The 18,347-nt window shown below is 60.4% G+C and carries 14 protein-coding genes; 7 read left to right on the plus strand and 7 right to left on the minus strand.

Going from position 1 to position 18,347, the window contains the following annotated elements; all coding sequences use genetic code 11:
- Nucleotides 1–43: 43 nt before the first annotated feature.
- Entirely contained in the window at nucleotides 44–2,965 is a 2,922-nt protein-coding gene (uvrA, locus tag ACIQT8_RS03700) for an excinuclease ABC subunit UvrA (protein WP_400963600.1), read from the minus strand.
- A gap of 308 nt (nucleotides 2,966–3,273) precedes the next feature.
- Here uvrA and ACIQT8_RS03705 point away from each other — a divergent pair, with 308 nt between their 5' ends.
- On the plus strand, nucleotides 3,274–3,828 hold the full coding sequence (locus ACIQT8_RS03705; RefSeq protein WP_138795024.1) for a single-stranded DNA-binding protein: 555 nt from the start codon (nucleotides 3,274–3,276) through the stop codon (nucleotides 3,826–3,828).
- Nucleotides 3,829–3,903: 75 nt separating this feature from the next.
- On the opposite strand, the gene ACIQT8_RS03710 is transcribed toward ACIQT8_RS03705, so the two are convergent.
- Nucleotides 3,904–5,052 (minus strand): HPP family protein, encoded by a 1,149-nt coding sequence (locus ACIQT8_RS03710; protein ID WP_400963603.1) that lies wholly within the window; start codon nucleotides 5,050–5,052, stop codon nucleotides 3,904–3,906.
- A gap of 123 nt (nucleotides 5,053–5,175) precedes the next feature.
- Nucleotides 5,176–5,808 carry a MarC family protein gene (locus ACIQT8_RS03715; protein ID WP_400963606.1) on the minus strand — a complete coding sequence of 211 codons (633 nt, stop codon included), beginning with the start codon at nucleotides 5,806–5,808 and terminating at the stop codon, nucleotides 5,176–5,178.
- Here ACIQT8_RS03715 and ACIQT8_RS03720 point away from each other — a divergent pair.
- Both ACIQT8_RS03720 and gyrA read left to right on the plus strand, forming a co-directional pair.
- On the plus strand, nucleotides 5,786–5,968 hold the full coding sequence (locus tag ACIQT8_RS03720; RefSeq protein ID WP_138795027.1) for a hypothetical protein: 183 nt from the start codon (nucleotides 5,786–5,788) through the stop codon (nucleotides 5,966–5,968). The two genes, ACIQT8_RS03715 and ACIQT8_RS03720, sit on opposite strands and share 23 nt — an antisense overlap.
- 57 nt (nucleotides 5,969–6,025) lie before the next feature.
- Nucleotides 6,026–8,818 (plus strand): DNA gyrase subunit A, encoded by a 2,793-nt coding sequence (gene gyrA / locus ACIQT8_RS03725; protein WP_138795028.1) that lies wholly within the window; start codon nucleotides 6,026–6,028, stop codon nucleotides 8,816–8,818.
- 121 nt (nucleotides 8,819–8,939) lie between these two features.
- Here the strand turns inward: gyrA and ACIQT8_RS03730 are convergent, their stop codons facing one another.
- Nucleotides 8,940–9,488, minus strand: a complete 549-nt coding sequence (locus ACIQT8_RS03730) for a GNAT family N-acetyltransferase (protein ID WP_400963610.1) — start codon at nucleotides 9,486–9,488, stop codon at nucleotides 8,940–8,942.
- A 130-nt stretch (nucleotides 9,489–9,618) separates the two neighbouring features.
- Entirely contained in the window at nucleotides 9,619–10,512 is an 894-nt protein-coding gene (locus ACIQT8_RS03735; RefSeq protein WP_400963613.1) for a LysR substrate-binding domain-containing protein, read from the minus strand.
- 121 nt (nucleotides 10,513–10,633) lie between these two features.
- On the opposite strand from ACIQT8_RS03735, the gene ACIQT8_RS03740 reads away from it, so the two are divergent.
- Nucleotides 10,634–11,581: an alpha/beta hydrolase gene (locus ACIQT8_RS03740; RefSeq protein WP_400963616.1), complete on the plus strand. Its 948-nt coding sequence runs from the start codon at nucleotides 10,634–10,636 to the stop codon at nucleotides 11,579–11,581.
- Between the two features lie 52 nt (nucleotides 11,582–11,633).
- Nucleotides 11,634–12,593, plus strand: a complete 960-nt coding sequence (locus ACIQT8_RS03745) for an alpha/beta hydrolase (RefSeq protein ID WP_400963619.1) — start codon at nucleotides 11,634–11,636, stop codon at nucleotides 12,591–12,593.
- A gap of 87 nt (nucleotides 12,594–12,680) precedes the next feature.
- Here ACIQT8_RS03745 and ACIQT8_RS03750 read toward each other — a convergent pair whose 3' ends face one another.
- Together ACIQT8_RS03750 and ACIQT8_RS03755 are read right to left on the minus strand one after the other, a co-directional pair.
- A complete protein-coding gene (locus ACIQT8_RS03750) occupies nucleotides 12,681–13,208 on the minus strand; it encodes a DUF4269 domain-containing protein (RefSeq protein ID WP_400963622.1) in 528 nt (175 codons plus the stop codon).
- A 37-nt stretch (nucleotides 13,209–13,245) separates the two neighbouring features.
- Nucleotides 13,246–13,896: a TetR/AcrR family transcriptional regulator gene (locus ACIQT8_RS03755; RefSeq protein ID WP_262525692.1), complete on the minus strand. Its 651-nt coding sequence runs from the start codon at nucleotides 13,894–13,896 to the stop codon at nucleotides 13,246–13,248.
- Nucleotides 13,897–13,975: 79 nt separating this feature from the next.
- Here ACIQT8_RS03755 and ACIQT8_RS03760 point away from each other — a divergent pair, with 79 nt between their 5' ends.
- Nucleotides 13,976–15,199: an efflux RND transporter periplasmic adaptor subunit gene (locus ACIQT8_RS03760; RefSeq protein WP_262525691.1), complete on the plus strand. Its 1,224-nt coding sequence runs from the start codon at nucleotides 13,976–13,978 to the stop codon at nucleotides 15,197–15,199.
- Nucleotides 15,199–18,333, plus strand: coding sequence for an efflux RND transporter permease subunit (locus ACIQT8_RS03765; protein WP_400963626.1), 3,135 nt, complete (start codon nucleotides 15,199–15,201; stop codon nucleotides 18,331–18,333). The genes ACIQT8_RS03760 and ACIQT8_RS03765 overlap by 1 nt, the downstream gene beginning before the upstream one ends.
- Nucleotides 18,334–18,347 lie beyond the last annotated feature (14 nt).

The raw sequence follows: 18,347 nt of genomic DNA on the forward strand, positions 1-18,347 counted from the left end.
TCCCTGGGAACGGTATCAGTGTGGTCGGTTCAAGGGGCGACGGTTATTCCGCCGCCACCTGCTTTCCCGCCGGGTGGCGTTCGAGAAGTTCTTTCAGGAACTGGCCGGTGTAGGAGCGTTCCACCTTGACGATGGCTTCCGGTGTGCCGGCCGCAACCACTTCGCCACCGCCGGTGCCGCCTTCGGGGCCGATATCGATGATCCAGTCGGCCGTCTTGATGACTTCGAGATTGTGCTCGATCACCACCACCGAATTGCCCTGTTCCACCAGCGCATGCAGCATTTCCAGAAGCTTCTTCACGTCATGGAAGTGCAGGCCGGTGGTCGGCTCGTCGAGAATGTAGAGCGTGCGGCCGGTGGAGCGCTTGGACAGCTCCTTGGCAAGCTTGACGCGCTGGGCTTCGCCGCCCGACAGGGTATTGGCCTGCTGGCCGACCTTGATGTAGCCGAGACCGACATCGAACAGCGACTGCAGCTTGTCACGCACCGCCGGCACGGCGGCGAAGAACTCGACACCTTCCTCGACGGTCATATCCAGCACGTCGGCAATCGACTTGCCCTTGAAGGTCACGTCAAGCGTTTCGCGATTGTAGCGCTTGCCGTGGCAGACGTCGCAGGTGACGTAAACATCCGGAAGGAAGTGCATCTCGATCTTGATGACGCCATCGCCCTGGCAGGCCTCGCAGCGGCCACCCTTGACGTTGAAGGAGAACCGGCCCGGTGCATAACCGCGTGCCTTGGCCTCCGGCAGACCGGCGAACCAGTCGCGGATCGGCGTGAAGGCGCCGGTATAGGTGGCAGGGTTGGAGCGCGGCGTGCGGCCAATCGGCGACTGGTCGATATCGATCACCTTGTCGATGAATTCGAAACCGTCGATCCGGTCATGTTCAGCCGGGATTTCGCGCGCACCCATGATCCGGCGTGCGGCAGACTTGTAAAGCGTTTCGATGAGGAAGGTGGACTTGCCACCGCCGGAAACGCCTGTCACCGCCGTAAACACGCCAAGCGGCACGGAGGCCGTGACGTTCTTGAGGTTGTTGCCGCGTGCGCCGACGACCTTGATCTCCTTGCCCTTCTTGGGCTTGCGACGTTCGGACGGAACGGTCACGCCCATTTCGCCGGAGAGATATTTGCCGGTCAGCGATTTCGGATTGGCCATCACGTCCTGCGGCGTGCCTTCGGCAATGACCTGACCGCCGTGAATACCGGCGGCGGGACCGATATCGACGACATAGTCAGCCGTCAGAATGGCGTCTTCGTCATGTTCGACAACGATCACGGTGTTGCCGATGTCGCGCAGATGTTTCAGCGTTTCCAGCAGGCGGGCATTGTCGCGCTGGTGCAGGCCGATCGACGGCTCGTCCAGAACGTAGAGAACGCCTGTGAGGCCGGAACCGATCTGCGAAGCAAGGCGGATACGCTGGCTTTCACCACCCGAAAGCGTGCCGGAATTCCGCGAAAGACTGAGATAATCCAGTCCCACATCATTCAGGAAGCGCAGGCGTTCGCGGATTTCCTTGAGGATGCGTACGGCGATTTCGTTCTGCTTGGCGTTGAAGGTCGCCGGCAGGGTTTCGAACCAGGCGCCCGCCGTGCGGATCGACATCTGGGTGACTTCGCCAATGTGCAGCTTGTTGATCTTGACGGCCAGCGCTTCAGGCTTCAGGCGATAGCCGGCGCAGGCCGGGCAGGGCGCTGCTGACATGTAACGTTCGATTTCCTCACGCGCCCAGGCGCTGTCGGTTTCCTTCCAGCGGCGCTCGAGGTTCGGCACGATGCCTTCGAAGTTCTTGACCGTCTTGTAGGAGCGGGCGCCGTCCTGATACTGGAACTCGATCTTCTCTTCGGTGCCCTGCAGGATCGCGGTCTGCGCCTCCTTGGAAAGATCCGTCCACTTGCTCGACAGCTTGAAACCGAAGGCTTTGCCGAGCGCTTCCAGCGTCTGGTTGTAATAGGGCGAAGAGGATTTTGCCCATGGCGCGACCGCGCCGTCACGCAGGGTGCGGGCGGGTTCCGGAATAATCAGGTTCTCATCGACCTTCTGCTGCGAGCCGAGACCGTCACAGGTCGGGCACGCACCGAAGGGGTTGTTGAACGAGAACAGGCGCGGTTCGATTTCCGGAATGGTGAAACCGGAGACCGGGCAGGCGAATTTTTCCGAAAACAGCACACGCTCATGCGTCTCGTTCAGAGACTTGTTGGCGGAGCCACCGGCTGCGGTTTCTTCCGGGGGCAGCGGCTTGTCGGCGAATTCGGCAATAGCCAGGCCATCGGCCAGTTTCAGCGAGGTCTCAAGGCTGTCGGCAAGGCGCGCGGCCATGTCGCCACGCACCACTGCGCGGTCCACCACCACGTCGATGTCGTGCTTGTATTTCTTGTCGAGGGCCGGAACATCGGCGATTTCGTAGAACTGCCCGTCCACCTTGACGCGCTGGAAGCCTTTTTTCATCAGCTCCGCCAGTTCCTTTTTATATTCGCCTTTGCGGCCGCGCACGATAGGCGCCAGAATATAAAGACGCGTGCCTTCCTCGAAGGCCAGAATGCGGTCAACCATCTGGCTGACGGTCTGGCTTTCGATCGGCAGGCCGGTGGCCGGCGAATAGGGAACGCCGACACGCGCAAACAGCAGACGCATGTAGTCGTAGATTTCCGTGACAGTGCCGACCGTCGAGCGCGGGTTGCGCGAGGTCGTCTTCTGCTCGATGGAAATGGCCGGCGACAGACCTTCAATCTGGTCGACATCCGGCTTCTGCATCATTTCCAGAAACTGGCGCGCATAGGCCGAGAGGCTTTCGACATAACGGCGCTGACCTTCGGCATAGATGGTGTCGAAGGCGAGCGACGATTTACCCGAGCCTGAAAGGCCGGTCATGACGATCAGCTTGTTGCGCGGCAGATCCAGATCGATGCCCTTGAGGTTATGCTCGCGGGCGCCACGGATGGAAATCGTCTTCAGTTCACTCATGACAAGGCTCGGACATTGATAACGGGCTTGGTGGGGCGGTCCCTTATGTAGGCACGCAACCGGAGGAGTCGAGGTCTATTCCCAATCGGCCAATCGGTTTTCAGCTCTCTTGACTCGAATTTCGGGGTTTAATAGAACAAAAAAAGAACAAAAATCAAGCGGCAATGTCGCGCGGGTCGGAACGGGATTATTCTTTGTGGATAGAGTCCCGTCTGCGGGTGCCTTTCGCGGGCTGCGATGGTTATTGTGAACGGAATTTTTTGAAATGCAAAGGCCGGGCAGAACAACCGGCGGACAGGATTAAAGAGATGGCTGGCAGCGTAAACAAGGTAATTCTGATCGGAAACGTGGGCGCCGATCCCGAAATTCGCCGGACGCAGGATGGCCGCCCGATTGCGAACCTGCGTATCGCGACCTCTGAAACCTGGCGCGACCGCAACAGCGGCGAGCGCAAGGAAAAGACCGAGTGGCACACTGTCGTGGTGTTCAACGAAGGTCTCTGCAAGGTTGTCGAGCAGTACATCAAGAAGGGCGCCAAGCTCTACATCGAAGGCCAGTTGCAGACCCGCAAGTGGCAGGACCAGAACGGCAACGATCGTTATTCGACGGAAATCGTTCTGCAGGGCTTCAACTCGACCCTGACGATGCTTGACGGTCGTGGTGAAGGCGGCGGCGCAAGCCGTGGCGGTGACTTCGGCGGTGGCGACTTCGGCGGCAGCTCTTACGGCGGTGGCAGCGGCGGCGGTTCGAACTACGGCGGTGGCGGCGGTTACGACCAGCAGTCGTCGCGTGGCGGCTCCTCGCGTGGCGGCCAGCCTTCGGGCGGCTTCTCCAACGACATGGACGACGATATCCCGTTCTGAGAACCGGGTTTATCGGGCTCTGGAATACGAGGTGGCGGCCGAAGGGCTGCCACCTTTTTTATTGCCGGGGTGCGCTCAGGCGGCGGCCTTGTCGGCCAGCATCGACACCATGACATCCGACTGCGACACAATGCCGACCATCTTGCCGTTGTGATCTGTCACCGGCAGGTAGTGCAGCCCTTCCTCGGCAAAGCGGATGATGACTTCCTCCACGGCCATGTCGGGCCTGACGGTCTTCACCGGCGAGGTCATGATATCCTTGACGGTGTCGTTCGGCGCCCTGGCGCCGGTCAGAATGAGCCGCAGCCGCTGGCCGAAGCCGATTGCCGGCCGGCCCTTGTTCCAGCTCGCCTTTTCGAGAAAATCCGTCTGCGTGACGATGCCGACGATCTCGGCCCGGTCATTCGTCACGGGCAGGGCCTTGAAATGGTGGCTGCGCATCAGCGCATGGGCATGGGTAAGCGAATCCTCCGGCGCGACAGCCACGACATTGCGGGTCATGACGCTTTCGCAATCGAGGTGGCTGGCCCTGCGGCGGTAGGAGCGCAGTTCGGTCTTGCGCAGGATCAGTTCCAGCTCATCACGGTCGATATCGAGAACCTGGTCGTATTCCTTCAGAACCTCGTCCAGATCGCTGGAGGCAAAACCGATCTTCTGGATCGAACCGAGATTGCCGGCGCCGTGGCTGGAGGCTGCGGGCTTGATCGAGTGCGGATAGGGGCGGCCCGTCATGTTGTTGTAGAGCAGCGCCAGCGCCAGCAGGATCAGTGAATTGCCGGCGACCGGCCAGAGCAGGAAACCGTAACCGAGATCGTGCACGGCAGGGCCGCCGAGAACGGCCGTCAGCGCCACAGCGCCACTTGGCGGGTGCAGGCAGCGCAGCGCCATCATCGCCGCAATGGCAAGGCCGATGGCCAGCGCACTGGCAAAGAACACATCCGGCACCAGCAGCGCGATCGTGACGCCGACGAAGGCCGCCACCAGATTTCCGCAGAGGATCGACCAGGGCTGTGCGAGCGGGCTGGAGGGCACGGCAAATAGCAGCACGGCGGACGCGCCCATCGGCGCGATCATGGCGGGCAGGGCGGGATCGAAGCGAAAGGCAAGACTGCCGAGAAGGCCGGTGACAAGAATGCCGACGAGGGCACCGAGCGCGGCGCGCAGGCGCTCCTTGAGACTGGGCGGGGCGGCATCCGGGATGAGGCGGCGCAGCATGGATTGCATGGGAGGCACTTTCGATTGGTCGATGGCCGCCTTTTAACCCGCGCACGCGCCGCAATCAAAGAACGGAATTTCCGCTCTCGTCCGACTTCCGGGATTTTGTTGCAAAAACGCCTTTCGGGCGGGCTATGGCAGCGCGAAGGCGGACCTTATGCCATCCACCACGAACTGCACGGAGAGCGCTGCCAGGAGCACGCCCAGCAGGCGCGTCAGGATTGCCCGGCCGGTATTGCCGAGAAAGCGGTCCATGCGCTCCGCCACGATCAGCGCCGCATAGACCAGCGCCATGGCGAATGCGAGGATCAGAATGAGGATGACCATCTCGATGGTGGTTTTCATCGAGCCGGCCAGAAGCACGGTGGCGGAAATGGCGCCAGGCCCGGCAATCAGCGGCAGGGCCAGCGGAAAGACCGCCAGATTGTGCAGATGGTCCTTGGTGATGGCGATCTCGGAGGTCTTTTCCTTGCGCTCCTGGCGCTTTTCGAAAATCATTTCGAAAGCGATCCAGAACAGCAGCAGGCCACCGGCAATGCGGAAGGCGCCGAGCGAAATGCCGAGCAGGTTGAGAATGGCAAGACCAAACAGCGCAAAGACGGCGAGAATGCCGAAGGCGATCAGCGAACCGCGCAGCGCCACCTGCTTGCGCTGGTCACGCGTCATGCCCACGGTCAGGGCAAGGAATACGGGGGCAAGGCCGGGTGGATCGAGCGTCACCAGAAGGGTGGTGAGCGCATTGATGAGCGTTTCGCTGCCAGGCATTTTTTCCCCTGCTTATGTTATTTTGGCCGTGAGCCTACGCAAGTCGATGGCGGTTTTAAAGGGAGGAGCGGTGCTTTTGGGCGGAGAAGGCGAGAAAAGCGCTGTTTGTCTTGCATTTGACGCAAAAGGCTGTTCAAAACTTGCCGGGAAATTGGCTTAACCTTGCTGTTTCCGCTATAAAAATTCATCCGATTCTTAACAGAGAATGTGATCCGTTTTGACTGACCAAAGTCCCCCCGGCGGCGGAAAGCTTCCGCCAGGCATCGAGCCGATTTCCATCATCGAGGAAATGCAGCGGTCGTATCTCGATTACGCGATGAGCGTTATCGTGTCGCGCGCACTTCCCGATGTTCGTGACGGCATGAAGCCTGTTCATCGCCGCATCCTGTACGGCATGTCCGAACTTGGCATCGACTGGAACAAGAAATACGTAAAGTGCGCCCGCGTCACCGGTGACGTGATGGGTAAATTCCATCCGCACGGCAACTCTGCCATCTATGACGCACTTGCGCGTATGGCGCAGGACTGGTCGCTGCGTCTGCCGCTGATCGACGGTCAGGGCAACTTCGGCTCGATCGACGGCGACCCGCCGGCGGCTGAACGTTATACCGAGTGCCGTCTGGAAAAGGCCGCGCACGCGCTGCTCGACGATCTCGACAAGGAAACCGTCGACTTCCGCGACAACTACGACGGTACGCTTCAGGAACCGGTGGTCATTCCGGCCAAGTTCCCGAACCTCCTGGTCAACGGTGCTGGCGGTATCGCCGTCGGCATGGCAACCAACATTCCGCCGCACAACCTTTCGGAAGTAATCGACGGCTGTATCGCGCTCATCGACAATCCGGCCATCGAGCTGGCCGAGATGATGCAGATCATTCCCGGTCCCGACTTCCCGACGGGCGCCTTCATCATGGGCCGCTCCGGCATCCGCTCGGCTTACGAGACGGGCAGGGGCTCGGTCATCATGCGTGGCCGCGCCACCATCGAACCGATGCGCGGCGACCGCGAGCAGATCATCATCACCGAAGTTCCCTACCAGGTGAACAAGGCAACGATGATCGAAAAGATGGCCGAACTGGTCAAGGAAAAGCGCATCGAGGGCATTTCCGACCTGCGCGACGAGTCCGACCGTCAGGGCTACCGCGTCGTCATCGAGCTGAAGCGCGATGCCAATGCCGAAGTCATTCTGAATCAGCTCTACCGTTACACGCCGCTGCAGACCTCCTTCGGCTGCAACATGGTGGCGCTGAACGGCGGCAAGCCGGAACAGCTTACGCTGCTCGACATGCTGCGCGCTTTCGTATCCTTCCGTGAGGAAGTCGTCAGCCGCCGCACCAAGTACCTGCTGCGCAAGGCGCGCGACCGCGCGCATGTGTTGGTGGGTCTGGCCATTGCCGTCGCCAACATCGACGAAGTCATCCGCGTTATCCGCCACGCGCCGGACCCGGCGTCTGCACGTGAAGAACTGATGACGCGCCGCTGGCCGGCCGAGGATGTCGAAAGCCTCGTTCGCCTGATCGACGATCCGCGCCACCGCATCAACGAAGACGGCACCTACAACCTCTCGGAAGAGCAAGCACGTGCCATCCTCGAACTGCGTCTGGCCCGCCTGACCGCACTCGGCCGTGACGAAATCGGCGACGAACTGAACAAGATCGGCGCTGAGATCAGCGAATATCTCGAAATCCTGTCGTCGCGCGTGCGTATCCAGCAGATCGTCAAGGACGAGATGGCGGCGGTACGTGACGAATTCGGCACGCCACGCCGTTCGGAAATCGTCGAAGGCGGCCCCGACATGGACGATGAAGACCTCATCGCCCGTGAAGACATGGTCGTGACCGTATCGCATCTCGGCTACATCAAGCGCGTGCCGCTGACGACCTACAAGGCGCAGCGTCGCGGCGGCAAGGGCCGTTCGGGCATGGCAACGCGCGACGAGGATTTCGTCAACCGTCTGTTCGTGGCCAACACCCATACGCCGGTGCTGTTCTTCTCCTCGCGTGGCATCGTCTACAAGGAAAAGGTCTGGCGCCTGCCGATCGGTACGCCGCAGTCCAAGGGCAAGGCGCTGATCAACATGCTGCCGCTGGAACCCGGCGAACGCATCACCACCATCATGCCGCTGCCTGAGGACGAGACGACGTGGGAAACCCTCGACGTGATGTTCTCGACGACACGCGGAACGGTGCGCCGTAACAAGCTGGGCGACTTCGTGCAGGTCAACCGCAACGGCAAGATCGCCATGAAGCTGGATGAAGAGGGCGATCAGATCCTCTCCGTCGAAACCTGTACCGACCGTGACGACGTGTTGCTGACGACGGCGCTTGGCCAGTGCATCCGCTTCCCGGTCGATGACGTTCGCGTCTTTGCCGGCCGTAACTCGGTTGGCGTGCGCGGCATCAATCTGGGCGACAGCGACCGCATCATCTCCATGACCATCGTTGGCAGCAGCGATGCGGCCCCATGGGAGCGTGCAGCCTACCTCAAGCGTTCGGCCGCAGAACGCCGTGCAGCCGGTGTCGATGAAGAAGACATCGCGCTGGTTGGCGAAGAGGTGACGGAAGAAGGCGAGCTCGGCGAAGACCGTTATCAGGAACTCAAGGCACGCGAACAGTTCGTGCTGACCGTTTCCGAAAAGGGCTTCGGCAAGCGTTCGTCCTCCTACGACTTCCGCACCTCGGGCCGTGGCGGCAAGGGTATCCGCGCCACCGACACGTCGAAGACGACGGAAATCGGCGAACTGGTTGCAGCCTTCCCGGTTGAAGACAACGACCAGATCATGCTCGTCTCTGATGGCGGCCAGCTGATCCGCGTACCGGTTGCCGGTATCCGCATCGCCAGCCGCGCCACCAAGGGCGTGACGATCTTCTCGACGGCCAAGGATGAAAAGGTCGTCTCGGTCGAGCGCATCAACGAGCCGGAAGGCGACGAAGACGCTGAAAACGGCAATGGTGCCGAGGTCGAAGACCAGGTCACCGAGCAGCCGGAGGCACCGGAAGGCGAGGCATAAGCCTCAGCTTTCAGGTCTCGCAAAAATCAAAACCCCGCGGAGCGATGGCACCGCGGGGTTTTTGCTGTCTTGGTGGAGATTGCGGACCCCGCCTTGTCACCGGCAGGAGACCATCAACATCTCAGCTCTGCCATTCAGAATTCAAAACGGCATAAATGAACTCGTCACCCCAGACGCCGTTGAAGCGGTCGTTCTGCACAAGATGCGCTTCCCTGCGCAATTTCAGGCGTTCCACCACGCCGATGGAGCCGTGGTTCAGCGTGTCCAGCCGCGCAAAAATCCGGTGATAACCAAGGCTGTCGAAGCCGAGGCCGATCATGGCGCGCACCGCCTCAGTCGCATAGCCTTTTCCCGAATATGCCGGATTGAAGATATAACCGACCTCGGCCTGAAGCGCCGCCGTACTGGCAATTTTCAGAAGCACCTCACCAAGCAAAGCATCGTCATCACGACGGATGACGGCAAGTCGCAACGTATCGCCATCCTGTTCAAACGCCGCCGAAAGGATCGATGCGAACTGCGCTTCCAGCGCCGCCCTGGCTGGCGGCGCGGCGTAGAGGAACCGGTAAACGTCGCTGCGCGCATGATAATCGGCATAGGCGGAAAAATCCTGCGGCTGGAATGGACGAAGGATCAGGCGTTGCGTTTCGAGAGGCAAGGTCGGGATCATGGATACTCGCTGCAAATGTCTCCCGGCTATTTGGGGTCGCAAGGGCATAGTCACAAGACAGGACTGTACCCGCTTTGCGTCGCGGAGGGCATCCGCCGGATCAGCACCAAAAGAGGCACAAAGAAGGTTTTCAGCTTCGGTGGCGAACCGCATCGACAAACAGGTTGAAGGCCGGGGAGGAGTGTCGGCGGCTTGGGTAATAGAGGTGGTAACCGGGCAGGGGCGGCGTGCTCTCCTCCAGCGTGCTGACGAGACGGCCGGCGGATATATGCCCGGTCACCTGATCGAGCGGCAGATAGGCCAGCCCCAGCCCGTCGAGTGCCGCATCGAGGATCAGTTCAATCGTATTGAAGACCAGCGGACCATCGACATGGACCCTGATCTCACGCCCCTTGTCGATAAACCGCCACGCGTTCAGCACGCCTGTTGTCGGCAGACGCAGATTGATGGCGCGGTGATCGACAAGCTGTTCGGGATTTTCCGGGAGCGGGTGCCGCTCGAAATAAGCAGGGGAGCCAACGATCGCCATCGGCACATCCGGGCTCATCCGCACGGCAATCATGTCTTTCGCGACCTGCTCGCCCAGACGAACACCCGCATCGAAACGGTCGGCGACGACATCGACCAGCCCGTAATCGACGACGACCTCGACATTGATGTCGGGATATCGGCTCAGCAGTTTGGTGACGGCGGGGCGGATGATGGTTTTTGCCGCATGTTCGACCGAGGTGATGCGGATCGTGCCGGCCGGACTGTCGCGGAACTCGCTGAGTTCGGAAATGCGCTGGTCGAGATCGCGCAGCATCGGCGCCAGCGTCTGCACCAGCCGTTCCCCGGCTTCGGTCGGCGCGACGCTGCGGGTGGTGCGCGCCAGAAGCCGTACGCCAAGCCTTTCTTCCAGCCGCCTGACGATGCCGCTCAATGCGGACTGGGACAGGCCGAGTTTCAGCGCGGCGCGGGTGAAGTTGCGCTCTTCCGCGACAACGACAAAAGCCGTCAGATCCGCCATTTCATCGCGTTTCATTTATCACCTCAGTGATAGGTCCATGCAATTCTCTATCATAGAGTGATAGGTGAGATGGATCTATATTTCCAGTCATCCCTTCTGGTGCACGACAGACCAGACCAACCAAGAGGATATGACCATGGGAAAGATCAGCTTCACCAATTCGAACAACCCTGAAATCACCATGTCGGCCGTCATCAATTTCCCCGCAGGCTTTGATGAGAGCGGCCAGTATCCCGCCATCGTCGTCTCCCATCCCGGCGGCGGGGTAAAGGAACAGACCGCTGGCACCTATGCCCGCAAGCTTGCCGAAGCAGGTTTCGTGACGATTGCCTATGACGCCTCCTATCAGGGCGAAAGCGGCGGTGAGCCGCGCCAGCTCGAAAACCCGTATATCCGCACGGAAGATGTCAGCGCCGTTATCGATTACCTGACGACGCTTGCCTACATCGACCAGACCCGCATCGGCGCGATGGGCATCTGCGCCGGCGCCGGTTACACCGCCAACGCCGCCATTCAGGACCGCCGCATCAAGGCCGTTGGCACAGTGAGCGCGGTCAACATCGGCTCGATGTTCCGCAACGGCTGGGAAAACAACGTCAAGGACATCGACGCCTTGCCCTATATCGAGGCGGGATCGAATGCCCGTACGGCCGATGCGGCAAGCACCCAGAAGGGACAGATGCCGCTTGCTCCGCTGAAGGAAGAGGACGCGCCGAATGAAGAACTGCGTCAGGCCTGGGAATATTACCACACCCCCCGCGCCGAATGCCCGACCGCACCCGGTTTTGCGACGCTGCGCAGCCTCAACCAGATCATCACCTATGACGCCTACCACATGGCCGAGGTTTATCTGACGCAGCCGTTGCAGGTCGTTGCCGGCAGCAAGGCCGGTAGCAAGTGGATGAGCGATGACCTTCTGAAGCGTGCCGCAAGCCGCGACAAGGCGCTGCATGTCGTTGAAGGTGCCAACCATATGGAGTTGTATGACGGCGAAAAGTATGTCGATGAAGCCGTGTCGGTCCTGGCACCGTTCTTTCGGGCAAAGCTCGTTGCCGATACCACTGCCAGCCAAGCCGCTGAGTAACGGGACTAGAAACCACCGAGCGCAAGTCGCTTCAGGTAAACAGGAGAGTCACATGCAAACCGTGAACATCCGTAACCCCGGAATGCATTGGAACATCGCCGCCGACATTCACCTCCCACCCGACTTCAACGCCGGGAATCGCTATCCGGCAATCATTTCGAACCATCCTATCGGCAGCTGCAAAGAGCAGACGGCCGGCAACGTCTACGGCGCAGCGCTGGCAAAAGCGGGTTTCGTCGTCATTGTTCCGGACGCCAGCTTCCAGGGTGGCAGCGGCGGACAACCCCGCTGGATCGAAGACCCGGAGCAGCGGGTGAAGGACTATCGTGATGTCATCGACTATGCCCAATCCTTGCCCTACGTCGATGCCAACAACATCGGTATCCTCGGTATCTGCGGTGGCGGCGGCTACTCCATCAAGGCCACCATCATCGATAAGCGCATCAAGGCGTTGGTCAGTATTACCGGTGTCAACTTTGGACGTCTGATGCGAGAAGGCTTCAGCAACTTCGACCCTGTCGGGGCGCTCGAAGGAATGGCCGCACAGCGAACGGCCGAGAACGCGGGAGCAGAAGAGCGCATAAACATCTTCCTGCCTGCCAGCGTCGAAGAGGGCAAGGCCGCGGGTATCACTGACATCGATGTGCTGGAAGCGACGGACTACTACCGCAACCGGTGCCCGGCCGCAGGGGCAGGGACGAGGATGTTGGTCTCGCATGCCGTTTCAGCCGTTGCTTGGGACGCCTTCGCCTTCGCTGAAACGCTGCTGACGCAGCCAATGATGCTGGTGCTCGGCGACAAGCCCGGCGGCTTTGGTGCCTATCGTGACGGGATGGAAATCTATGGTCGCGCCGCCTCGAAGAACAAGGAGCTGGTCGTCGTCGAAGGCTGGTCGCATTACGACCTCTACGACAAGCCTGAACCCGTGGGGAAGGCGCTCAAGGAAATCGTGCCGTTCTTCAGAAAACATCTGGCTGACGCATCAACGGCCAAGACAAAGACAGCCGCATGACAAGACAGACGCCCCGGATGCCAGCCCATGCCGGGGCGTTTTTATGGGTAGGGCGCAGGGCTTTTGCAGGCGGTTCCGTATCGGCCGTCACACAAATCCGGCTTCGGCGAGCCTGCCGCGCAGTTCCTCGTCCGAAGCAGCCTCAAGGTCCAGCAATCCCAGATAGGGATCACCTGCGGACTGCAGAGCGCTCCAGAACGCCGGTTCGGTTTTCAATCCCTCGCTTCGGAGCGCGAGTATTTTCGCTGTGAATGCATTGCCGCCGAGGGCAAGAAGGCGTTTCTCGATCTGAAAATGACGCCATCCCGCCTGTTCGACGACCGGGAGGCGGCTGGCAAATATTTCGAAGTCCCAACCTTCTGCAGTAAAGCTAGCGATGATTGGCTGGTCGTTCGACGTCCACTGCCAGACACAAAACGCCTTGCGGTCTCCATACAGATTCACGACATCAAGCAGAAAGGACTGCTGGTCAGTCGCATGGCACAGGATGTCGATATCGCTCTTTTCGGTATGCACACCCAGAGGGGGTGTTCCGGCGATATGTGGATCGTAAGCCGCAAGCGCCTCCATGATGCCGAGTGCCTGAATGGCCGTTTCATAGTGAGGACGTGTCATGGCGGCGGTCCGTTCCTTTACGCGATCACCGCATCCGTCACCTGGCCGCGGCCGAAGCCATGAAGAAGTCGATGCACCATCTGAGGTGGCGGCGGCGGTCTTCCAATGTGGCCCAGTCGCGGCGGCCGGGTCCGGTTGGGCCGAGCAGCATATCCATCAGCATGCGCGCCCCACTTTCGGGGTTGTCGATCTTCAGTCGCCCACGCTCGACCTGATTTTTCAGCCAGTCGATCAAATCGCGCCTTGAAGGATCGGCGCCTTCGTCGCGGATGAAATCGAACAGTTCGGGCACTTCTTTCGATTCGGCAAAAATGATCGAGAGAAAGCTGTCGCGTTCCGCGTCCATTTCCTCGTCGATATCGATGCGAAAGATACGTTCGATGACGATATCGACAGGTGCGTCTTCATCGGCAGGGCGGGGCAGGTCCAGCATCATGCGGCGGTGATCGCCCACCACGGCCTTGAACAGATCGACCTTGCTCTCAAACGATTCGTAGATCGTCTGCTTCGAAATTTTGCAGCGCGCCGCGACCTTGGCGATGGTCGTGCGGCGAAAACCTTCCTCGGTGAAGGTGCGCCGCGCCTCGTCCAGAATCGTCTGTCGACGCTGCTCATCACTATAGATTTTCGGCCTGCCGCGGCTTCGTTCCGCCGGCCTTTCGGGCGTGTCTGCTGGTGAATTTTCCATGAACGTCTCCCTAGCATGCGTTGACTCTTACCGCAAATTGATTATTTGTACCCACCGTTACAGAAAAAGGTAAAAACCCGTGCCCCCCAGATCAAGACCCATTTTTGCAGCAGGTTTCGCATTCTTTGTGTGTGCAGCGCTCGCCGCCTGCAGCGATGAAAAGGCAGCAGCGCCACCGGCCGCAGCCGCCAAGCCCAATGTCAGTGTCGTGGTGCTGAACCCGCAGGACGTGGCCATTACGGCAGAGCTGCCGGGCCGGACATCCGCTTCGCTGGAAGCAGAGGTCCGTCCGCAGGTTGGCGGCATTATCCGCAAGCGCAATTTCAAGGAGGGCAGCGAGGTGAAGGCGGGCGACGTGCTCTACGAACTCGACCCCGCGACCTACCAGGCGAGCTATGACAGCGCCGTTGCCTCACTGCAGAAGGCTGAAGGGGCTCTGCCGAGCGCACAGGCCAAGGTCGACCGTTACGGCCGCCTGACATCGAACAACGCCGTCAGTGAGCAGGACCTTGAAGACGCGAAGTCGACGCTGGCACAGGCCAAGGCGGATGTCGCGTCGGCCAAGGCGAGCGTCGAGACAGCCCGCATCAATCTCGAATACACCAAGATCCGCGCGCCGATTTCCGGCCGTGTCGATGCCTCGGCCATTACTGTCGGCGCGCTTGTCACGGCGGAGCAGACCACGGCGCTGACGACGATCAGAAGCCTCGATCCGATCAATGTCGATGTGACGCAGGCCAGCTCGAAGATCCTCGATCTCAGAGAGGCCGTCGATGCCGGGCAGTTGCGTTTTTCGGGCATCAACGTTTCGGTCAACCTGAAACTCGACAACGGCAAGGAATACGCCAAGACCGGCACGGTGGAATTTGCCGAGGCGACGGTCGATGAATCGGCCGGTACGGTCAAACTTCGCGCGCAGTTTCCAAACCCCGACCGCATCGTGCTGCCGGGCATGTATGTGCGCGCCGTGATCCAGGAAGGCGTTGCGCCAAACAGCTATCTGGTGCCGCAGCGCGGCGTGTCGCGCAACACCAAGGGTGAGCCGACCGCACGTTTCGTCAGCAAGGACAACAAGGTCGAAGAGCGCGTCCTGACGGTGGACCGCAGCATCGGCAACAACTGGCTGGTGACAGCAGGTGTCGAAGATGGCGACCGGGTGATCGTCGAGGGTACGCAGCGCACACAGATCGGCCAGGATGTCGACGTGAAGGAAGTGACAATCGACAATGCGACTGGTGAACTCAAGGCTGCGTCCATCGACACGCCCAACAAGGTCGCCAGCCTGACGGAGGCGCAGCACTGATGTCTCTGTTCTTCATCAACCGCCCCATCTTCGCATGGGTGATCGCCGTCTGCGTGATGCTGGCAGGCGTGCTGTCGATCACCGGTCTCTCGATCTCGCAATATCCGCAGATCGCCCCGACCTCGGTAACGATCAGCGCCAGCTATTCCGGCGCTGACGCCCAGACGGTCGAAAACTCGGTGACCAAGGTCATCGAGCAGGGCATGACCGGCATCGACAATCTCGACTACATGACCGCCACGTCCACATCGACCGGCGAAGCCTCGATCGAGCTGACCTTCACCAACAAGGCCGACCCCGATGTCGCGCAGATGCAGGTGCAGAACAAGCTGCAGCAGGTGGAGTCCAACCTGCCCACGGCCGTTCAGACGGCCGGCATAACCGTGACGAAGTCGACCTCCAGCTTCCTGCTGATTGCCGCCTTCGTATCGACGGACGGCAAACTCAGCTCCACGGATATTTCCGACTATATCGACAGCACGCTGAAGGACCGCATTGCCCGCGTTGAAGGCGTTGGGGATACACAGATGTTCGGTTCCGGTTATGCCATGCGCATCTGGCTGGACCCCGACAAGCTGTCGAAATATTCGCTGACGGTCGGCGATGTCACCTCGGCCATCGAGGCCCAGAACACCCAGGTTTCGGCCGGTCAGCTCGGTGCCGCGCCGCAGCGCAAGGGCCAGCAGCTCAACGCCACGGTTACGGCGAAAAGCCGTCTCCAGACCCCTGAAGAATTCAGGAACATCATTCTGAAAAGCCTGACGGACGGCTCCGTCGTGCAGATGAGCGACGTGGCAACCGTCGAACTCGGCGCGGAAAGCTACACCACCACGACGAAATACAATGGCCAGCCGGCCAGCGGTCTCGGCGTCAATCTCGCCACCGGCGCAAACGCCATCGACACCGCGAACGGCGTCAAGGCCGCCATCGAGGCGCTGAAGCCGACGATGCCGCAGAATGTCGAAGTGGTTTACCCCTACGACACGACCCCCTTCGTGGAACTGTCGATTGAAGACGTGGTCAAGACGCTCGGTGAAGCGATCGTTCTGGTCTTCGTCGTGATGTTCGTGTTCCTGCAGAGCTTCCGCGCAACGATCATTCCCACCCTTGCCGTTCCCGTCGTGCTGCTTGGCACTTTCGGCATCCTGTCGCTGTTCGGTTACTCCATCAACACGCTGACGATGTTCGGCATGGTGCTGGCCATCGGCCTTCTGGTGGACGACGCGATTGTCGTTGTCGAAAATGTCGAGCGCGTCATGGAGGAGGAGGGGCTCGACCCCAAGGCCGCCACGATCAAGTCGATGAAGGAAATCTCCAGCGCGCTGATCGGCATCGCTACGGTGCTGTCGGCCGTGTTCATTCCGATGGCGTTCTTCTCCGGATCGGTCGGCATCATCTATCGCCAGTTCTCGGTCACCATCGTTTCGGCCATGGTGCTGTCGGTCGGCGTCGCCCTGATCTTCACACCGGCGCTCTGCGCAACGCTGTTGCGTCCACCCAAGCATGACGCAAAGAACAAGGGCATTTTCGGCTGGTTCAACCGCGGTTTTGAAAAGACCACCCAGGGCTACCAGAAAAGCGTCGGCGGCATCATTCGCCGCAGCCCGGTGTTCCTCGTGATCTTTGCGGCCATCGTCGTCGTCACGGGCCTTGTCTTCACGCGCATGGAATCCTCGTTCATTCCGGATGAAGACCAGGGCGTGCTCATCGCCAGCGTCCAGCTTCCGCCGGGTGCGACCGAGGACCGGACCCGCAAGATGCTGGACGACGTCACCAACTACTTCCTCAATGACGAGAAGGACTATGTCGAAGGCGTGATGTCTTCCGTTGGCTTCAGCTTCGGCGGCGCGGGCCAGAACGTCGGCATCGCTTTCGTCAGCCTGAAGGATTTTGCCGGACGTACGGATGACAAGGCGAAAGCCGGTGCCATTGCCGGTCGCGCCATGGCGGCATTCTCCAGATTTACCGATGGCAGCGCTTTTGCCTTGCAGCCTCCGGCCATTCCCGGCTTCGGCACATCCGGCGGCTTTTCGTTCTACCTGATGGACAACAACAGTGCCGGTCACGCGCAACTGATCGATGTCCGAAACCAGTTTCTCGCCGCTGCCGCCAAGGACAAGCAGCTGAGCGGAACGCGACCGAACGGCCAGGAAGACACGCCGCAATATTCGATCCAGATCGATGACAAAAAGGCGAGCGCGCTCGGCCTCGACCTCTCCGACATCAACACCACGCTGTCGACCGCGTGGGGCGGAACCTATGTCAACGACTTCATCGACCGTGGCCGCGTGAAGCCGGTCTATGTGCAGGGTGCAACGGATTTCCGCATGCAGCCTGAAGACCTCAGCCGCTGGTATGCCCGCAATTCCAGCGAGACGATGGTGCCATTCTCGTCGTTTTCGACGGGCAAATGGACCTATGGTTCGCCGCGTCTGGAACGTTACAACGGTGCGTCTGCCGTGGAAATCCAGGGGTCGGCCGCAGCCGGTGTCAGCTCGGGTACAGCCATGTCGTCGGTCGACAGCCTGATGGCGGAGCTGCCTGCCGGTTATGCGCATGAATGGACCGGCCTGTCGGCGCAGGAGCGCCTTTCCGGCAACCAGGCCCTGCAGCTTTATGCGATCTCGGTTCTGGTGGTGTTTCTGGCGCTGGCCGCACTTTACGAAAGCCTGACCATTCCCTTTGCCGTTCTCCTGTCGGTACCGATCGGCATTTTCGGGGCGGTGGTTGCGGCAACCATGTTCGGGCAGACCAACGATGTCTACTTCAAGGTCGGTCTGCTGACGACCATCGGTCTTGCCGCGAAGAACGCGATCCTGATCGTCGAATTCGCCATCGAACAGCAGGCGCATGGCAAGGGCCTGGTGGAAGCAACGCTCGAGGCCGCACGCCAGCGTCTTCGCCCGATCCTGATGACCTCGCTTGCCTTCATCCTCGGCGTGTTGCCGCTGGCGATTGCCGATGGCGCTGGCTCCGGTGCGCAGAACTCGATCGGTATCGGCGTGATGGGCGGCATGATTTCGGCAACGGTGCTGGGTGTGTTCTTCATTCCGCTGCTGTTCGTCATCGTGCGCAGGATCTTCAGGTCGAAAGCTGCAACACCCGCCGCGATCCCCGTCGCGCCGGCAGAATAACCACCCCAGCGTAA

It is taken from the genome of Agrobacterium sp. NPDC090273 (genome assembly GCF_044772305.1).
Taxonomy (GTDB): domain Bacteria; phylum Pseudomonadota; class Alphaproteobacteria; order Rhizobiales; family Rhizobiaceae; genus Agrobacterium.